This window comes from Chengkuizengella marina, assembly GCF_009910845.1.
GTDB classification, from domain to species: domain Bacteria; phylum Bacillota; class Bacilli; order Paenibacillales; family KCTC-33759; genus Chengkuizengella; species Chengkuizengella marina.
In genome coordinates this window covers 1-18,017 of the sequence record NZ_SIJB01000001.1, presented here as the reverse complement: position 1 = coordinate 18,017, position 18,017 = coordinate 1, and the positions used below count along the sequence as shown (strand labels likewise).

Here is an 18,017-nt window from a genome sequence, read left to right as displayed (position 1 = left end):
CTGGTTGCTTCTGTCCGTCCACAACCATAGGCCTCCTATAAGGTCCAGCCTAATAAATTATTTAATAACTAAAGCACTGTCAATTTTTGTAAATACATGATCTTTTAAGGAATTACTATCGATGGCTGTCACAACTGTTCGATTCTTGATATTAACAATAAATGCTGTATTATCAAATAAGATCAAAGAATCTTTAGCTCCTTTTGCAGATGCATTATTTATGGCATTGTTTATTTTTTGAATTTGATCTGGCTGTAACTGGATACCTCTTTGTTTTAATCTTTGCTCTGCATGATGGCTGAAATGTAACATTTCGTCTTGAAGTAATTTTTCAAAAGTTTGATTTTTGTGCTGTTTTGATAAAGAATGATTTTTATTTGTTAGATTTGGTGGAATTTGATTCGTTTGTAAATGACCTATCATTTTTCTATCGATCACTTTTCATTCACTCCGTTATCAACTTCCGCTACTATGTCTTCAATAGTATCGAAGTTTAAATTAACTTCTATATTATCTTCTTCACTATTCGTACCCTCATTATTAATAGATTCATTAGAAACAGTTGATTCAGAAATTTTAGTTATATAATCTAATGGAATTTCTTCCCCTTCAACGACAGCAAACTGTGCCCCATCTTTAATACTGATTGATTCAACAATACCTGTTTTAGTAATGATCTCAAGTGACAAAGTATCAAAATAACTATACGTAACCTCTTTTCCTATCATATCTGAGGAAATCCCGATAGATTGACGTAACATTTGAATTTCTTCACTCATGTTCATCAATTGTTCCAAAGAACTAAACTGAGCCATCTGTGCTATAAACTCTTGATCATTTAATGGTTCTAAGGGGTCTTGATATTTCAATTGTTCAACAAGAAGAGTTAAAAATTCATCTTTACCAAGATTATTTTGTTCTTCAGATGTTGTAATGTTTTGATTTACAGAAGAATAATTAGGCCACACATTAGTGACACCAGGTATATAAGTGGACATGTTCCTTTCCTCCTCCTTCAAATAAATATTTATGCGGTCACATCAAAACCTCTACCACTTATATTCATCAAACTCTCATTTAACATATCTATTTCCAAATCATCATGTAAAAAATTGTTGTATCTATTAGAATTCTGATCTTGTTGTTTATATTGCTGTGAAAATTGCTGATTAGTCTCACCCTGAAATAACATTGAAGATGAAGTAGAATTCATCTGAACCACCTCCACTTTATCAACCTGAATACCAAGATTTTGTAAGGCAATCCTTAATTGAGGCAACTGGCTTTCAATCATTTCTTTACCAATCAATTTGTCTGCCATAAACTGAGTGACTAACTGCCCATTTTCCAATTTCATATGAACATCAACTTGCCCTAATTGCTCAGGTATTAATGAAATTCTAGCTTCTGCTATACCATTAAATTGAGAAAATCTAATGGTCTTAAATACAAATTGACTCATCTCTTGAGTAAAATTTCGAGCTTCTATCGGTTGCTTTACTACCTCCAAGTTGGTCGGTCGAGCTAGATCGTTGTGAACAACAACATTGTGATTTCTAGGAGGTTGTATTTCTTCATTAGGTATATCATTTGTTTGATATAAGATTTGGTTCATTAAAGTCATTTGTTGTTCTAACCTTCCTAATGAAGTTTGTTCATTTTGTAAAGATGATTTAAACTCTGATGAATTGGATTGATAAGCTTTTAATGTTTTTTGTAATATATTTATTAACACTTTATCTGTCAAAACATCTGTAGAATCATAGTTTGTATTTGTTGTTTTAGATATAGCTTTAAACAACTGAATAAATTGCAAAGAAGATTTTTTCTCTGTGTCATTTATTACTTTGTTTATTAATTCTAATGATTCAGGAGAAAGATCAAATAAATCTTTTAAATTAAATTTTGTACTATGTTCTTTAAATTGCATATTATGTAATGGATCTGAAAGATTTTGCAACTGATTATTAGTAGTATCCACTGTCAACTTCAGAAGCTCAAGTGAAGGTTTTGCAAATTTTTCAGTCATATTCCCTTCCAGAGAAAGCCGTTCCTGAACATCATGACTTAGTTGATTAAACAATGCAATAACAGTCAATAATGATTGTTTGGAATTAGACTCTTCTAACCATTGTTCTAACATTTTGATGTTAGCTTCCTCAGCAATGCTCTCAGAATCAGTCATAAGATTTAAGTTTGATAAGTCCAAAGATATCAATTCAGTCAAAAATGATTGTAATAACTCTTCCATAGGAATATCTTGAAAATCTATCAATCCTTCTTCTTGAGTTTTATTTACATCTTTTATAGCAGTTAATGTTCTCATAAAATCACTATTTGATATGTTCTTTACGACATTTGTGGAACTATTTGATAAAGAATAATTTGAATTATTGCTAAAATGATGCATCAAAGGTGTCTGCATTTTATGTATCTCACCTCCTTTCAATAAAAGCATGAACTTATGGTTTTTCTTTTGCTAATAAAGTCAAAAATTCTGCAGCATCTGCTTCAGATATTTCAGAAATAACTTGAATGATATTGGAACGTTGCCTTATATCTGTTTCACGCAATATATCTAAAACTAGATCTTGATTTTGTTTTTTCATTTCTAATAATATGGAAGCCGCATTTTCTGGAACCATTGTTGCAATAGTTAGACTCAATTCTCCACTTGTTAAAGGCTTATCCTTTGGCGTTTCGTTTTCCACTTCTTTCAGTCGAGCTTGTAAAGCAGCAATTTGTTGATCCTTAACTGGAACGGTATCTTTCAAAAGAATGGATGCTTCTGCAGCTGCTTCTGGGTTCATTTTTTCTAAAATTTTAACCTGATTATCTTTATTCATTGCATTTAACATAAGCACTGTTTCGCTCATTGTTAAGCTTTCAAATATAGATGCGGCTTTGCTTGGTATCATATCTGCATATATTTTAGATGTTTCTTTAATTTTTTCAGCATATTCATCCACAGTAATTTTATCAGTTAATTGATCTTCCAATAAATCGATTTTCACATGTAGTTCGTTTATTACTTGATTTTTCTCTTTGCTTATTTCTAATTCTCTTACCAATTCAGCTTGTACTTTATCTAACTCTAGTTCAATAGATTCTATTAACATTTCATTTTTTTCTTTATCCGATAATTCTGCAACCTCAGATTCTTCTACATCGGGTACTATAGTTTCTACATATGGAATTTTATTTCCAACTTTTAAAACCATATTTAGTACATTCAAGTCAGATATGGAAAGCAATACAAAAATAAGTATGGTGGTAAAAATAACAGGTATCAGAACCCAATAGAATATTTTTGAAAATACACCCATAGATGATCCTTCTATTTTTATCTCCTCCACCTATAACCCTCCTATCATATATGCTGTATCTAGTAGATATTTATCTTTGAACACGTATAGCAATCTCATCTAGTTCCATAGTTTCTTTTTTTAAAGTTTTTTCCATATGCGCTGTATATGATTTTTCTCTTGCATTCACCCACACTTTTTCATCTATCATTTGCTTCTTCAAACCATCTTTGCTATTAGTTACAGCCATTTCTGCATTTTTCAAACCCTCATGTTGTTTTTGTATATGATGATTCAAATACAAGATATAGCTGGACATATTTTGCAAATCAGAAATTGAGGTTTTATCTTTGAATGTTGAAAATAGTTCCTGATATTGATTGTTTTTTTGACTTTGTAATTTAGACAATTTCTCATTTTCAGAATTTAATTGACTCATAGCTTCAGTAAGCTTCCATTCAGCTTGTATTTTCAAATTATTTTTATAGTCAACAATCTTCTGCATTGGGTATTTATAAACCAATATCATCAACTCCTATGAAAAATGATTCAATAATAATTGTTTTGCATCTTCAAAAGTAACTCTTTCATCCGTTGATTGTTGTAAATAACCAAGTATATCCTTCATATAACTTAATGATCGGTCTATCTCTGAATTTGATCCCTTTTGATATGCCCCTATATTAATTAAATCTTCTGATTCTGTATAAACTGATAATAAACGTTTTAAGTGATCTGCAGATGTTTGCTGATCTTTAGATACGATTTCCTTCATTACACGACTCACACTAGACAATACATTGATTGCAGGATAGTGGCCTTTATTGGCTAAATTTCGATCTAATACAATGTGTCCATCCAAGATCCCTCTTACTGTATCTGCGACAGGTTCGTTCATGTCGTCCCCATCTACTAACACAGTATAAAAAGCGGTAATTGAACCTTTTGAGCTTGTACCTGCACGTTCAAGAAGTTTAGGAAGATTTGCAAACACTGAAGGGGTATATCCCCTTGTAGTAGGAGGTTCTCCTACTGCTAAACCAACCTCTCTTAATGCCATTGCATAACGGGTTACTGAATCCATCATTAACATGACATTCAAACCACGATCTCTAAAAAACTCTGCAATTGTAGTTGCTATTAGTGCACCCTTTATACGAATTAACGCTGGCTGATCTGAAGTGGCTACAATAACAACTGATCTAGCCAGTCCCTCTGGTCCTAGGTCTCTTTCTATAAAATCCATAACCTCTCTACCACGTTCTCCTATTAAAGCAATTACATTGATATCAGCAGAAGTATTTCTAGCAATCATGCCTAGAATCGTGCTCTTCCCAATACCTGATCCTGCAAATATCCCTACTCTTTGACCCTTTCCTACTGTTAACAGCCCATCTATGCTTCGGATGCCTACACTAATTGGTTCTGTAATTCTTGGTCTCTTCAATGGATTTTTTGGTAAGTTGTTTGTATTATACAGCGTCATATTAGGAGGAAGTTTAGAGCCATCCAATGGTTCCCCAAGCCCATTTAAAACTTTTCCTAATAACTCATGACCTACTTTAACATTTAACGGCTTTCCTAAACTAACTACATCACAACCAGGACCAATAGAATTTAAGTCACCGATCGGCATCAATATGACTTTATGGTTTCGAAAACCTACAACTTCAGCTAAGACAGGCTTTTTTGATCGATCAGGATATATGTGACAAACATCGCCTATTTTTGCTTCTGGTCCCTCAGACTCAACAGTTAATCCAATGACTTGGGTAACCTTTCCATTAAACCGAACGGTTTCTATATGATTTAGGTGCTCAATATATTTCTTTACATTTAGGTTAATTTCATCCATCTTGTTCATCACATTTTCTAGTAATTTCTTTTAATTTATTTTTTATTTCTGATAATTGCGTATCTACCTTAGCGTCAATACTTCCAAATGTAGAATGAATAACACAGTCAAAGCCTTTTAAACTAACATCAGGAACAATTTGCAATTCAGCTCCAGGATCTAGTGAGAGGATCAGTTCTTCTTTTGCATTTTTTATGTAATCGTACTGATCTGGTGCAACAGAACACTTAATAACCCCTTCTTCATTTCTTCTGGTTAATATTTTACTAATCATTTGTATAACTACTTCTTTGGAATCTTGAAGTTCTTTATGAATCACCTTTTCAGCAATGGCACAACTCAAATCAACGAGAAATGGTTCTGCCTCTTGAATAATCTTTTCCTTCTCTTCGTAAGCTGTCTTAATAATTAAACTTGCCTGATTGATCAAATCTGAATATTGTTCATGAACTTTCTCTTCCGCATGTTCTGTTCCCTCTTTTATACCCTGCTCAACTGCTTTTGCTTTCATTTCTTGAACAATTTGTTTATCCTGTTCCCTTTTCTCAGACCACCATAACTCTATTTCTTTTTCAGCCTCATCTTTTATAGCAACAACTTCAGTTTTTGCTTCTTCTATTTGTTTACTTGCTATAGCTTGTGCTTCCTTCAATATCTCATCTCTTTTGGACAAGACTTCAGAATCTTCTTCTAACTGTTGTAACCTTTCCTGAACTTGGATTAAATCTTGATTTATGTAAGTACTTGAACACTCTAGTTTTTTTTTGTCTTCTAAAGAAATATAACTAGTAGATTTAATGAGATTAGACAATAATATCATCTCCCAGACCTCTTGAAATAACGATATCTCCCGTTTCTTCAAGTCGGCGAATAACTGATACAATTCTAGTTTGTGCTTCTTCTACATCACGCAATCGCACCGGACCCATAAATTCCATTTCTTCTTTATAGGTTTCAACCATTCTACCTGACATGTTTTTGAAAATAGTATCTCGTACTTCTTCACTTGATACTTTTAATGAAAGCTGTAAATCATGATTATCTAAATCACGAATAATTCGTTGAATAGATCGATTGTCCAAGTTCACGATATCCTCAAATACAAACATGCGCTTTTTGATTTCCTCTGAAAGAACTGGGTCTTGAATTTCCATTGATTCTAAAATCGTACGTTCAGTAGCACGGTCAACACCGTTTAAAATTTCGACGATGACATCAATTCCACCTGATGAAGTATAATCTTCACTTACTGTAGCTGATAGTTTCTGTTCTAGTATTCGTTCTACTTGCCTAATTACCTCAGGAGTAGTACTTTGCATCGTTGCAATTCTTCTAGCTATATCAGCCTGCTTATCTTGGGGCAGCGAAGATAAAATAACTGATGCTTTCTCATAGTCGAGGTGTGACAGTACTAGAGCTATTGTTTGAGAATTTTCATTTTGTATAAAATTTAATATTTGTGCCGGCTCTGCTTTTCTAGCAAAGTCAAATGGTCGTACTTGCAGCGTTGAAGTTAAACGATGTAAAATATCAACTGCTTTCTGATGACCTAGAGCTTTTTCTAATATGTCTTTAGCGTAACTAATTCCACCTTGAGAAATATAATCTTGAGCAATGCAAATTTGGTAAAACTCACTCATAATATTCTCTTTTTCAATGCTGTTCACTTTTCTTACATTTGCAATTTCCAATGTTAATTGTTCAATTTCTTCTTCTTTTAGATGTTTAAAAACTTCAGCAGATGTTTCAGTTCCTAAAGAGATTAAAAGAATGGCAGCTTTTTGTCTTCCAGATAATTGTGCCTTAGCCATAATATATCCTCCTTTTACTCATCTGCTAACCAAGTCCGTAAAATTTTTACAAACTCATCTGGTTTACTTTTTGCTAGATGCTCTAATTGTCTCTTCACTTCATCATCTAAGGCCTTAGTAGGAATTTCCAAGTTAGAAAGATCATTCTCAGAAGTATAGGCTAATTCTTCTTGTTCAAAAAGAGTTTCACGTTGTTGTTTCCTTCTAAATGCAACAAATGTTCCACCAGCGACTAATGCTAAAGCTACAGCACCTAATCCGAATACCCATGGAGGTGTTCCCGATGGATCTTGTTCACCCAATAATTGACCATTGGATGGGCGTGAAATTACTGTTACTTTCTGAGCAATCTGATCTTCAGTAAATTGCTTACCACTATCTGCTAAAGAAGCAGAAACTATATTAACTAATAATTTTTTAACTTCATCTGAAACTGAGTTATTTTGAGTTCCATTAGCTGAAGTAGAAACATTCTGTGAAGGTATACTTACAGATATCGTTAAATCTTGCACAACATATGGACTTTTAATGATAGAGCTAGTGATCTCATCTATTTCATAATTAATTCTACTTTCACTCTCTTCCTCACTAGTTACGCCATTATTATCAGTAGCAACATAGTTAGGAATATCATTATCCCCTGTCCCTGTAATACCACCTGTAGGATTATCCTCACCAGTATAAGATTTTTGAATTTCCTCTATGCTTCTTACAATCCCTTTCTGATCATCGTCATCAAAAGGTTCGAATCTTGTTTCTTGAGTATTAACCTGGTCAAAATTTAAAGTAGAAAATACATTTACTGCAATATGTTCATCTCCAATAAAAATTTGCTTCAAGAAATTTTGAACATTTCTTTGAATTTCTAACTCATATTGCTTTTTAATTTGCATCTGTTGCACCACAGCAGCAGTTTGAATGCCACTGCTTGCATTTGTTCTAGATGAAGGCAGTAATTCACCTGTTAAATCTGATGAGATGGTTATATTCTCCATAGGTAGGTTTCTGACACTTGTTCTCACTAAATTATATATAGTATCTATCAAAGGCTGCTCAATTCTATAATTTCTTTTAAAACTGATAATAACAGAAGCATAGGATTGTTCCTCCGTTCCTGAAGGAGAAATAAAAACACTTTCCTCTGGTAGATTTAAGACAACCTTTGACCAACTAACACCCTCTATTGCATTGATTAATTGCTCAATTTCTCCTGCTCGAGCATCGGTATTTAAAATTTCAAATTGATTTTCAGTTATGCCGCCAAAAGTAGACATATTTTCTTTGAATATATCAAAACCCTGTGAACCATCAACAATTAAGTCTTGTGATGCTACAGCTAATTTTACGTCGGTTAAATATGTACTTGGTATACCTACACTTTTTAGATCATTTGAAAATTGATATGGTATGTTGTTTGAAGTTAGATATTCCTGAATAGATGCTGCATCAGCAGGTGTCAAATCAGTATATGCTAGTGAATATTCTGTTCTTGATAAGTTAAAAATTACGATTGCAATGATCAGTAGTGTTACAAGGAAGAGGATTCCCATCATAATCTTTTGTTTTAAACTTATCTGTTTCCAAAATTGAATCACTTTCCCCCAATAACGACTAATTGTTTCGTTCACCTTGTCACCTCACAAATATCAATAACCATTCGCTAAGTTGTTTAAATTTGCATTCTCATTATTTCTTGATATGCTTCAACGACTTTGTTCCGCACCTCAATCGTTAACTCCAAATTTAAAGAGGCCTTTTGAGAAGCAATTAATAATTCATGAGGATCAACATTCCCACCTTGAATAAATTGAGAATTTAACTGACTTACCTTCTGTTCTTCTAGATTCATTTCTTGAATAGCATGATTGAGAAAACTGCCAAACTGCTTACCTAAGTTGGTTCCACTTAAACTTTGCTGATTTTTTATACTAGTTCCATTAAACTCAATGGGCTGTTGGGATACCTTATTAATCACTATGTTTTCCTCCATATTTAACTTTATTTAAACACTTGCCGATAATAATAAAAGAAAAAGAAAAACTACTTAATTATGTATACACATTTATCTACCTATTTCTAATGCTTTCATAAACATTGATTTTGACGCATTTAATGCTGTAACATTTGCCTCATATGAACGGGTAGCTGAAATCATATCTACCATTTCCTTCAGTATATCTACATTGGGCATGTATACAAATCCTTCTTCATTTGCGTCAGGATGTGATGGTTGGTATACTCGCTTAAATGGAGATTGATCTTCTACTATTTGAGTAACTTTCACTCCATTCCCTACTGATCTGTTACTTAATTTAGATTGAAACACTTTATCAAATGAAGGTTGACCACCCGCTTCTGTTATGACAACTTTTCTTTGATATGGAATCCATTCTCCATCAACCAATTTACCTCTTGTCGTTTCAGCATTAGCAATATTGGAAGAAATAATATCCATTCTTAATCGTTGTGCTGTTAATGCTGATGAGCTATTATTAAAGCTATTTGTCAAATTCACTAAGCCCTACCCCCTATCGCTAAGCGTTTCAGTTTAATTTCATGGTTTAACTGTTGAATTAATAAGTTATATCTCAATTGATTTTCTGCTAATAATGCCATTTCATATTCAATATCAACATTATTATTATTATTATTAAATACAGATTTGTCATCTCTTACTACCTTTGGATCAATCGTCGATTGTTCATTACCAATAACAAAATGTTTACTATGGGTTCTAGTCCCTTCAAATTTTGTATTTTTATTCATTTCTTTTTGTAATAATGATTCAAATAGAACATCAGACCTTTTAAAAAAAGGCGTGTCTACATTTGAAATATTATTTGTGATCACATTCTGCTTTAATGTAGAAGCATCCAGTGAACGCTCCAATAATTTGAAGGATTGATTTACTAATAATTCCAATGCAATAACCGCCCTAACATATAGTGTTTATAATGATAAACTATTCAACAAATATTGATAATATCCCTTTATTTTTCGACAAAATAAACAAAAAAAATATCATTTATTATCGAATAAGCTATATTCTATAATTTAATCCTGCAAAAAAACTTACACAATAAGGAAAAAGTCCTATTTTTAAAAAAAGGACTTTTTCAAAATCATACAATATTAACCTTTTATAAAGATTGGATAAGTATTAATAATACTATTTTTTAATGTGCATTAACAATCGTTTCAGGTAACTGCTCGTTTAATATTTTAATATAAGTCCCTTTCATTCCAAGAGACCTTGTCTCAACCACTCCCGCACTTTCTAATTTTCTCAGAGCATTTACTATAACAGACCTTGTTATACCAACACGGTCAGCGATTTTACTTGCCACTAATAAACCCTCATATCCATCCAGCTCATTAAAAATATATTCAACAGCTTCAGATTCACTATAAGAAAGTGAACTAACTGCAATTTGAACAGAAGCTTTACTTCTTGCTTCTTTTTCAATTTCTATGGATCTTTCCCTCAAAATTTCCATTCCTATTATAGTAGATCCATATTCTGCCAAAATCAGATCATCATCATCAAACTTTTCTCCCATTCTTGTTAATACTAAAGTCCCAAGTCTGTCTCTCCCACCAATAATTGGGACAATAGTTATATGAAACCCTTCAAATATTCCTGCTAATTTTTGTATCATTGGGTCTGCTGAATTATTGATGTCGACATTTGTGACCGTTTCATAAATTTTTAAAAACAATTCATTACATTCTTGCGTTAAACGATGTTCCTCGTAGACCATTTTATTTAGTTCATCTGTTTGGAAAGGATTAGAAATGGATCGCCCCAATACTTTACCCTTTCTACTAATAACAAAAATATTTGCATCTATTATTCCATCAAGTACTTCTGACATTTCAGTAAAGTTCACTGCTTTACCCGCAGCCTTTTGTAATAACTTGTTTAATTTGCGGGTTTTGCGTATTAGTCTCATCCTGCTATTTCCTCCTAAATTTGTTACATCATAAAATGTATTGACTTAAATCTTTATTTTTTGCAATATCCATTAATTTCTCATTTACATATTCAGGTGTGATAATAAAAGACTCCAAATTTAAATCAGGAGCTTCAAATGATAGATCTTCAAGCAATTTTTCCAGTATCGTATGCAACCTCCTCGCACCAATATTATCTGTATTTTGATTCACTTCTGCTGCAATTTTTGCGATCTCAGTGATGGAGTCTTTTGAGAACTCTATTTTAATACCTTCTGTTTCCAGAAGTGCTGTGTATTGTTTTGTCAGTGCATTTTTAGGTTCTTTCAATATCAATTCAAATTGTTCCAATGTAAGATTATTTAACTCCACACGAATTGGAAATCTACCTTGCAGCTCTGGGATCATATCAGAAGGTTTTGATGTATGAAAAGCACCTGCACCTATAAACAGTATATAGTCGGTTTTAACAGGTCCATATTTGGTCATTATGGTGGAACCTTCAACGATCGGCAGAATATCTCTCTGGACACCTTCTCTAGAAACATCAGGTCCTGATCCTCGATTTGAAATCGTAATTTTGTCGATTTCATCAATAAATACCATCCCAAGTTGCTCAGCTCTATTCACTGATTCTTGTATTACTTCATCCATATCAATTAATTTCTGAGCTTCTTGTTGTGTTAGAATCTTTCTTGCTTCTTTTATTGGAAGTTTGCGTTTTTTTGTTTTTTTAGGAATAATATTTCCGAATAATTCCTGCATATTAAAACCCATCTGCTCGTTCCCTTGACCTGCAAACATATCAAACATAGAAGGGGCATTATCTTCAACATTGATTTCAATCACTTCATCTTCAAGTAGTCCTTTATGAAGTTTTTCCTTTAAGGAGGATCTTCTACTCATAAGATCATCCGTACTTTCTTCATCAGGTTCTTCAACTTTTTGATTCTGGTTTCCAAATAACATTTCTAAAGGATTTTTCTGATGTTTGGATTTATTTTTTGAAGGCGCTATTAAAGACACAATTTTGTCATTGGCCATCTTTTCTGCTTTTTCTTTTACTAATTCTGTTTTCTCTGCTTTAATCATTCTGATTGAGGTCTCTACAAGATCACGTATCATGGACTCAACATCTCTACCTACATAACCTACTTCTGTAAATTTAGTAGCTTCCACCTTTATAAATGGAGCATCAACTAATTTGGCCAATCTTCTAGCAATTTCTGTCTTTCCTACTCCTGTTGGACCAATCATCAAAATATTTTTTGGAACAATTTCATCTCTCATATTTTCTTCAAGTTGACTTCTACGATATCGGTTTCTTAAAGCAACTGCCACTGATTTTTTCGCATTTTTTTGCCCAACAATATATTTATCTAATTCTTCCACAATTTGTTTAGGGGTTAATGCTTGATTATTCATACTCATCCCTCCTATCCAATCTCTTCTACAATAATATTATTATTAGTATATACACAAATCTCTGCTGCAAGCTCTAAAGAAGCTACAGCAATTTGTTTTGCTTCCAAATGATCTGCATGACGTTTCATTGCTCTTCCAGCAGCTAGAGCAAAACTACCCCCAGAACCAATGGCCAATATACCATCATCAGGTTCTATGATTTCGCCATTCCCTGAAATTAACAATAAGGAATGCTCATCCATCACAAGCATCATTGCCTCTAATTTTCGAAGTACTTTATCAGAGCGCCATTCTTTTGCAAGCTCTACTGCGGATCGCTGTAAATTACCTTGATGTTCTTCTAGTTTCCCTTCAAATTTCTCAAATAACGTAATGGCATCAGCGACGGAGCCTGCAAAACCTGCAACTACTTTACCTTTATATAATCTTCGAACTTTCTTAGCTTGATGTTTCATCACCATACTATTTGCAAATGTAACTTGACCGTCTCCAGCAATTGCACCCTTACCGTTATGACGTACGGCACAAATCGTCGTTGCATGAAACCCTTGATTCATTAATATAAACCTCCCTCATCCCCCACAATATTGCACATCTACAAATTTAATTTCCAAAAAGTGAAACCCACAAAAATATTTGCGGGATTAAAGTAACCATTGATCATTTTGCATTTAAATATCATGAAGTTTTCTTTAAAAAAACCTCCTCACGGAGATCTTAATATAAGTATACAGTAAGATATGTTATGTTGCTAAAACATCCTAATTTTATCATAAACAAAGATTGTCTTACAAGTTAGTGCATATCCAATTGTTTAAATTTTTTAATTCCATCAATCGCTCTTTTTGCAATCATCTCATTTTTCATCTTTTTATTTTTAATTCTTTTTTCCAAGGGAGGAAATAAACCAAAATTCATATTCATTGGTTGAAAGTGTTTAAAATCTGCTGTTGTAATATAATTTGCTAAACTACCCAAAGCAGTTTCTCTTGGGAAAACTATAGTTTCTTCGTTTTTAGCCACTTTTACAGCGTTTATACCTGCAATCAATCCAGCAGCAGCAGATTCAACATAGCCCTCAACCCCAGTCATTTGGCCTGCAAAAAATAGATTCTCTTTATTTCTATATTGGTATGTCGGTTTTAACAGTTGGGGAGAATTGATAAATGTATTTCTATGCATCACTCCATAACGAACGATCTCTGCATTCTCAAGCCCAGGTATCATTGAAAATACTCTTTTTTGCTCTCCCCACTTTAGGTGAGTTTGAAAACCAACCATATTAAATAGTGTCCCTGCAGTGTTATCTTGTCGTAATTGAACTACTCCGTATGGCTGTTGCCCTGTATTAGGGTCAATCAAGCCAACAGGTTTCATAGGTCCAAACAAGATTGTTTTTTCACCTCTCGCTGCCATGACTTCAATAGGCATGCACCCTTCAAAAAACATTCCTTTTTCAAAGTCTTGCACAGGTGCGGTTTCCGCGGTAATCAACGCTTCATAAAAACTTTTGAATTCTTCTTCATTCATTGGACAATTTAAATAGGCAGCTTCACCTTTATCATATCTTGATGCATAAAAAACCTTATTTAAATCAATAGAATCTTTTTCAATAATTGGAGCTGCAGCATCATAAAAATAAAAATACTCATGTCCTAACATCTGTTTGATATGATCTGAAAGTTCTGGTGTGGTAAGAGGACCTGATGCTACAATGGTAGTACCTTCTGGTATTTCTTTAACTTCTTCATTTAATACTTCAATAAGAGGATGATTCCGTAAAGTGCTCGTTATTGCTTCCCCAAAACCATCTCGATCAACAGCGAGAGCTCCACCAGCAGGTACTTGATTTTGATCTGCACTATTAATAATAATGGAATTCAAACTTCTCATTTCTTCCTTTAGAATCCCTACTGCATTTGTTAGACTATTTGCTCTTAGTGAATTACTGCAAACAAGTTCGGCAAATTTATCTGTATGGTGAGCAGGAGTTTGTCGCACAGGGCGCATTTCATATAAAGTAACTGAAACACCTCTACTTGCTATTTGCCAGGCCGCTTCACTTCCTGCAAGCCCTGCCCCAATTACGTTCACATGTTGTTTATCTGACAAGATATTATCCCCCTAGCAGTGACTAAAAGTTCAAAGATCACCCTCTAATGATTACTCTTTTTTGTAATCACAATTAGAACACTTTAAGTAAGTCCCTTTTTTATTTCTTTTTTCAACTAAATGTGCAGAACAATCTGGACATTTTATATCCGTAGGTTTATCCCATGAAACAAATTCACATTCAGGATATTGGTTACAACCATAAAATACCCTGCCCTTTTTACTTCTTCGTTCAACGATTTGCCCTTTATTACACGATGGACAGGTAACACCTATATCTTTAACAATAGGTTTTGTGTTGCGACAATCTGGAAATCCTGAACATGCTAAAAATTTTCCAAATCTCCCCATTTTATAAACAAAATGACGTCCACATTTCTCACATATCTCATCAGAAACTTCATCTTCAATTTCAATTTCTTTCATTTCTTCTTCTGCAACATCTAGTCGCTTTTTAAATGGAGAATAAAATTCTTCAAGAACATTTACCCAAAATTCTTTTCCTTCTTCAATATCATCGAGTTCTTCTTCCATGTTGGCAGTGAATTCAACATTTAATATTTCTGGGAAAAACTCTTCCATCAACTGGATTACTAACTCTCCCATTTCTGTAGGTACGAACTTTTTATCCTCTAATGCTACGTATCCTCTTCTACGAATAGTATCAAGTGTAGGTGCGAAAGTGCTGGGACGTCCAATTCCAAGCTCTTCTAAAGTTTTAACTAGCCTAGCCTCTGTATAACGTGGAGGAGGTTGAGTAAAATGTTGTTTAGGATCTATTTTGTTGTTTTCAAGCACATCACCTGATTTTAACTCAGGTAGAAATTTATGATCCTCTTTAACACCTTCATCGTTTCCTTCCACATACACCTTCATAAAACCTTGAAATTTAATCTTGGATCCACTTGCTTTAAATGTTGTGTTATTAACTTCAATATCTACAGACATTGTATCTAGTATAGCTGAAGCCATTTGACTTGCCACAAATCTTTCCCAAATTAATTTATATAATCGAAACTGATCCCTACTTAAATAAGGTTTTAAACTAGCAGGATCTCTTAATGTTGAAGTAGGTCTTATGGCTTCATGTGCATCTTGAGCATTTGAATTCTTTTTTCCATAAACTCTAGGAGTGTTTGGAACAAACTTGTCTCCAAACTTTTCTTTTATATAAGATTTTGCTTCCTCCTGTGCGAATGGAGAAATACGTGGTGAATCTGTACGCATATAAGTAATTAATCCTACACTTCCACCTTTGCCAATATTTACACCTTCATATAACTGCTGTGCGACTTGCATCGTTTTTGCAGCTCTATAATTTAATTTTCTAGCAGCTTCCTGTTGCAGTAAGCTAGTAGTAAAAGGTTTTGCTGGATTACGATATTGTTCCTTTTCTTTTACATTTTTTACAATATATTGTGCATCTTTTATCAATTGCAAAATTTCATTAACTTCAGTCTCACTATTTAATTCTAGTTTTTTTCCATCCTTTCCATGGAATTTTGCTTCAAAAGTTTTACCATGAATGGAAAGTACAGCTGTTATAGACCAGTATTCTTTAGGTTCAAATTCATTGATTTCATTCTCTCTATCTATAACTAATTTTACGGTTACTGATTGAACACGTCCTGCTGATAGACCTTTTTTTACTTTTTTCCATAATAAAGGACTTATTTTATAACCAACTAATCGATCTAATATACGTCTAGCTTGCTGAGCATTCACCAAGTCCATATTGATCGGTCTTGGTGTTTTAAAGGCGTCCTTTACTGCTTCTTTCGTAATTTCATTAAATACAACTCGACATGATTCTTTTTCTGATACATCTAAATAGTGTGCTAAGTGCCAAGCAATTGCTTCACCCTCTCGATCAGGGTCAGCTGCAAGAAAAACTCTTTTTACTTTTTTTCTAGCATCTTTTAATTCTTTAAGAATTGAACCCTTTCCACGAATGGTAATATACTTAGGAGAGAATTGATTTTCAACTTCAACACCAATTTGACTTTTAGGAAGATCTCTAACATGTCCCATTGAAGCTTTAACAATGAATTTTTTTCCCAAATATTTACTTATGGTTTTTGCTTTTGCTGGTGACTCAACAATGACTAATGAATCCGCCATAGTCTCATCCCCCCCTAATGAAAGATTAACTTTATAATGTAAAAGTTATTTAAATTTTTAGTGTTATGAACTTTTTGTTACAAATTTTGATCCTGGTAATTGAATTATCACATTTTTCATAAGTAAAGATAACAGAACTGAGTGTAAATGTCCAAATGTAAAATTACTTTTATGTAATATTTGTTCAAAAGTGATAGGTTCTGAAGTTATGAATTTAACAATTTTTTGCTCTTCTTTACTTAAAGATTTACTTGTAGTTAAAGCTTCTTCATTGTAACTTATTTTCATCATATGCTCATATTCTTCAACTATATCTTCTAAAGAGGTTACCATTTTTGCCCCTTGTTTAATCAATGACAAAGTTCCTTGACTTTTTGGTGAAGTAATTGGACCAGGTATTGCAAAGATATCCCTTGACATTTCTAAAGCTTGATCTGCTGTAATTAATGAGCCGCTTTTTTCAGCTGCTTCAATGACAATTGTACCTAAAGATAAACCAGCAATGATCCGATTACGCTGTGGAAATAAACCTGGATGTGGTTTTGTTCCCAATGGAAATTCAGAAATTATTAAACCTTTATTCGCAACAGATTCATATAAATGTTTATTTTCTGAAGGATATACAACATCTATACCTGAACCTAAAACTGCAATAGTTGAACCTGAATGTTCTAAAGCAGCTTTATGAGAAATACTGTCTATTCCTCTTGCTAATCCACTTACTATACAAAATCCTAAATTAGATAATTGCTTTGCTAGTTTTTCTGTAATCATTTTTCCATATACTGTAGGATATCTTGTCCCAACAATTGCTAATTTATTATTGTCCAAAATATTTAAATTCCCTTTGTAATAAATGACCCACGGAGGACTAGGTGTTTCCTTTAGTATTTTTGGATAATCGTCGTCAAAAATCGTTAAAAATGAGATGTTTTCATTTTTATATATTTCTAATCTACACTGAATGAAGTTTAAATTCAAATTTTTTGTAATGATTTGAGCTTTATTTTGAGGAAGATTGTATTTTTTAATTAATGTATTTTCATCATTACTTATAAGTTTTTCCAATCCTATTTCTAAGTTTTCATTATGTTTTATGGATTGAAAAATCAATTGTATCGTTTTCCATCCAATACCATTCAACTCATGTAATCCAAATAGAATATTACGAGATTCCATTTCTCATCTCCTCCATAGAAAAAAACATTTCTATATAAATTTAGAACTTTATTCCTATTATACATATTTTTAGAAGGAAATCACGTATAAATAAATTTTAGATGTGCTGATGTCGAATTGCAAAACAAAATGTGCTGATTCCTATTTTTAGCATATGGAAGTGTTTTATATTTCTTATTCGACGAACTTCGCAGTAGTTAGTAGAGGCCTTCATTGAAAATATTTATAAATCCTTGTAAAAAAACCTTCTATATC

The 18,017-nt window shown here is 33.0% G+C and carries 18 protein-coding genes; all 18 read right to left on the bottom strand.

Annotated features, from left to right (window positions below; genetic code table 11):
* Positions 1-57 precede the first annotated feature (57 nt).
* Positions 58-438, bottom strand: coding sequence for a TIGR02530 family flagellar biosynthesis protein (locus tag ERL59_RS00090; protein ID WP_328699878.1), 381 nt, complete (start codon positions 436-438; stop codon positions 58-60).
* Positions 435-998, bottom strand: coding sequence for a flagellar hook capping FlgD N-terminal domain-containing protein (locus ERL59_RS00085; protein WP_160643235.1), 564 nt, complete (start codon positions 996-998; stop codon positions 435-437). Before ERL59_RS00085 ends, ERL59_RS00090 begins: the two co-directional genes overlap by 4 nt.
* Positions 999-1,027: 29 nt before the next feature.
* Complete coding sequence (locus ERL59_RS00080; RefSeq protein ID WP_160643233.1) at positions 1,028-2,425, bottom strand: flagellar hook-length control protein FliK; 1,398 nt, start codon at positions 2,423-2,425, stop codon at positions 1,028-1,030.
* A gap of 37 nt (positions 2,426-2,462) precedes the next feature.
* A complete protein-coding gene (locus ERL59_RS00075) occupies positions 2,463-3,356 on the bottom strand; it encodes a MotE family protein (protein WP_160643231.1) in 894 nt (297 codons plus the stop codon).
* A 40-nt stretch (positions 3,357-3,396) separates the two neighbouring features.
* A complete protein-coding gene (locus ERL59_RS00070; RefSeq protein ID WP_160643229.1) occupies positions 3,397-3,828 on the bottom strand; it encodes a flagellar export protein FliJ in 432 nt (143 codons plus the stop codon).
* Positions 3,829-3,840: 12 nt separating this feature from the next.
* Positions 3,841-5,160, bottom strand: coding sequence for a flagellar protein export ATPase FliI (gene fliI / locus ERL59_RS00065; protein WP_160643227.1), 1,320 nt, complete (start codon positions 5,158-5,160; stop codon positions 3,841-3,843).
* The gene (locus ERL59_RS00060) at positions 5,153-5,971 is read right to left on the bottom strand and encodes a FliH/SctL family protein (protein WP_160643225.1); all 819 of its coding nucleotides are present in this window, start codon (positions 5,969-5,971) and stop codon (positions 5,153-5,155) included. The genes fliI and ERL59_RS00060 overlap by 8 nt, the downstream gene beginning before the upstream one ends.
* A complete protein-coding gene (gene fliG / locus ERL59_RS00055; RefSeq protein ID WP_160643223.1) occupies positions 5,964-6,971 on the bottom strand; it encodes a flagellar motor switch protein FliG in 1,008 nt (335 codons plus the stop codon). Before fliG ends, ERL59_RS00060 begins: the two co-directional genes overlap by 8 nt.
* Before the next feature lie 14 nt (positions 6,972-6,985).
* Positions 6,986-8,599: a flagellar basal-body MS-ring/collar protein FliF gene (gene fliF, locus ERL59_RS00050; protein WP_160643220.1), complete on the bottom strand. Its 1,614-nt coding sequence runs from the start codon at positions 8,597-8,599 to the stop codon at positions 6,986-6,988.
* Positions 8,600-8,640: 41 nt separating this feature from the next.
* A complete protein-coding gene (gene fliE, locus ERL59_RS00045; RefSeq protein ID WP_328699876.1) occupies positions 8,641-8,946 on the bottom strand; it encodes a flagellar hook-basal body complex protein FliE in 306 nt (101 codons plus the stop codon).
* Between the two features lie 87 nt (positions 8,947-9,033).
* The gene (gene flgC, locus ERL59_RS00040) at positions 9,034-9,486 is read right to left on the bottom strand and encodes a flagellar basal body rod protein FlgC (RefSeq protein ID WP_160643218.1); all 453 of its coding nucleotides are present in this window, start codon (positions 9,484-9,486) and stop codon (positions 9,034-9,036) included.
* On the bottom strand, positions 9,486-9,893 hold the full coding sequence (flgB, locus tag ERL59_RS00035; RefSeq protein ID WP_160643217.1) for a flagellar basal body rod protein FlgB: 408 nt from the start codon (positions 9,891-9,893) through the stop codon (positions 9,486-9,488). Before flgB ends, flgC begins: the two co-directional genes overlap by 1 nt.
* Positions 9,894-10,147: 254 nt before the next feature.
* Positions 10,148-10,924 carry a GTP-sensing pleiotropic transcriptional regulator CodY gene (gene codY / locus ERL59_RS00030; protein ID WP_160643216.1) on the bottom strand — a complete coding sequence of 259 codons (777 nt, stop codon included), beginning with the start codon at positions 10,922-10,924 and terminating at the stop codon, positions 10,148-10,150.
* Between the two features lie 28 nt (positions 10,925-10,952).
* Positions 10,953-12,350, bottom strand: coding sequence for an ATP-dependent protease ATPase subunit HslU (hslU, locus tag ERL59_RS00025; protein ID WP_160643215.1), 1,398 nt, complete (start codon positions 12,348-12,350; stop codon positions 10,953-10,955).
* An 11-nt stretch (positions 12,351-12,361) separates the two neighbouring features.
* On the bottom strand, positions 12,362-12,907 hold the full coding sequence (gene hslV, locus ERL59_RS00020; protein ID WP_160643214.1) for an ATP-dependent protease subunit HslV: 546 nt from the start codon (positions 12,905-12,907) through the stop codon (positions 12,362-12,364).
* A 238-nt stretch (positions 12,908-13,145) separates the two neighbouring features.
* Entirely contained in the window at positions 13,146-14,462 is a 1,317-nt protein-coding gene (gene trmFO / locus ERL59_RS00015; protein WP_160643213.1) for an FADH(2)-oxidizing methylenetetrahydrofolate--tRNA-(uracil(54)-C(5))-methyltransferase TrmFO, read from the bottom strand.
* Between the two features lie 51 nt (positions 14,463-14,513).
* Positions 14,514-16,583 (bottom strand): type I DNA topoisomerase, encoded by a 2,070-nt coding sequence (gene topA / locus ERL59_RS00010; RefSeq protein ID WP_160643212.1) that lies wholly within the window; start codon positions 16,581-16,583, stop codon positions 14,514-14,516.
* A gap of 63 nt (positions 16,584-16,646) precedes the next feature.
* The gene (gene dprA / locus ERL59_RS00005) at positions 16,647-17,762 is read right to left on the bottom strand and encodes a DNA-processing protein DprA (RefSeq protein WP_160643211.1); all 1,116 of its coding nucleotides are present in this window, start codon (positions 17,760-17,762) and stop codon (positions 16,647-16,649) included.
* Positions 17,763-18,017 lie beyond the last annotated feature (255 nt).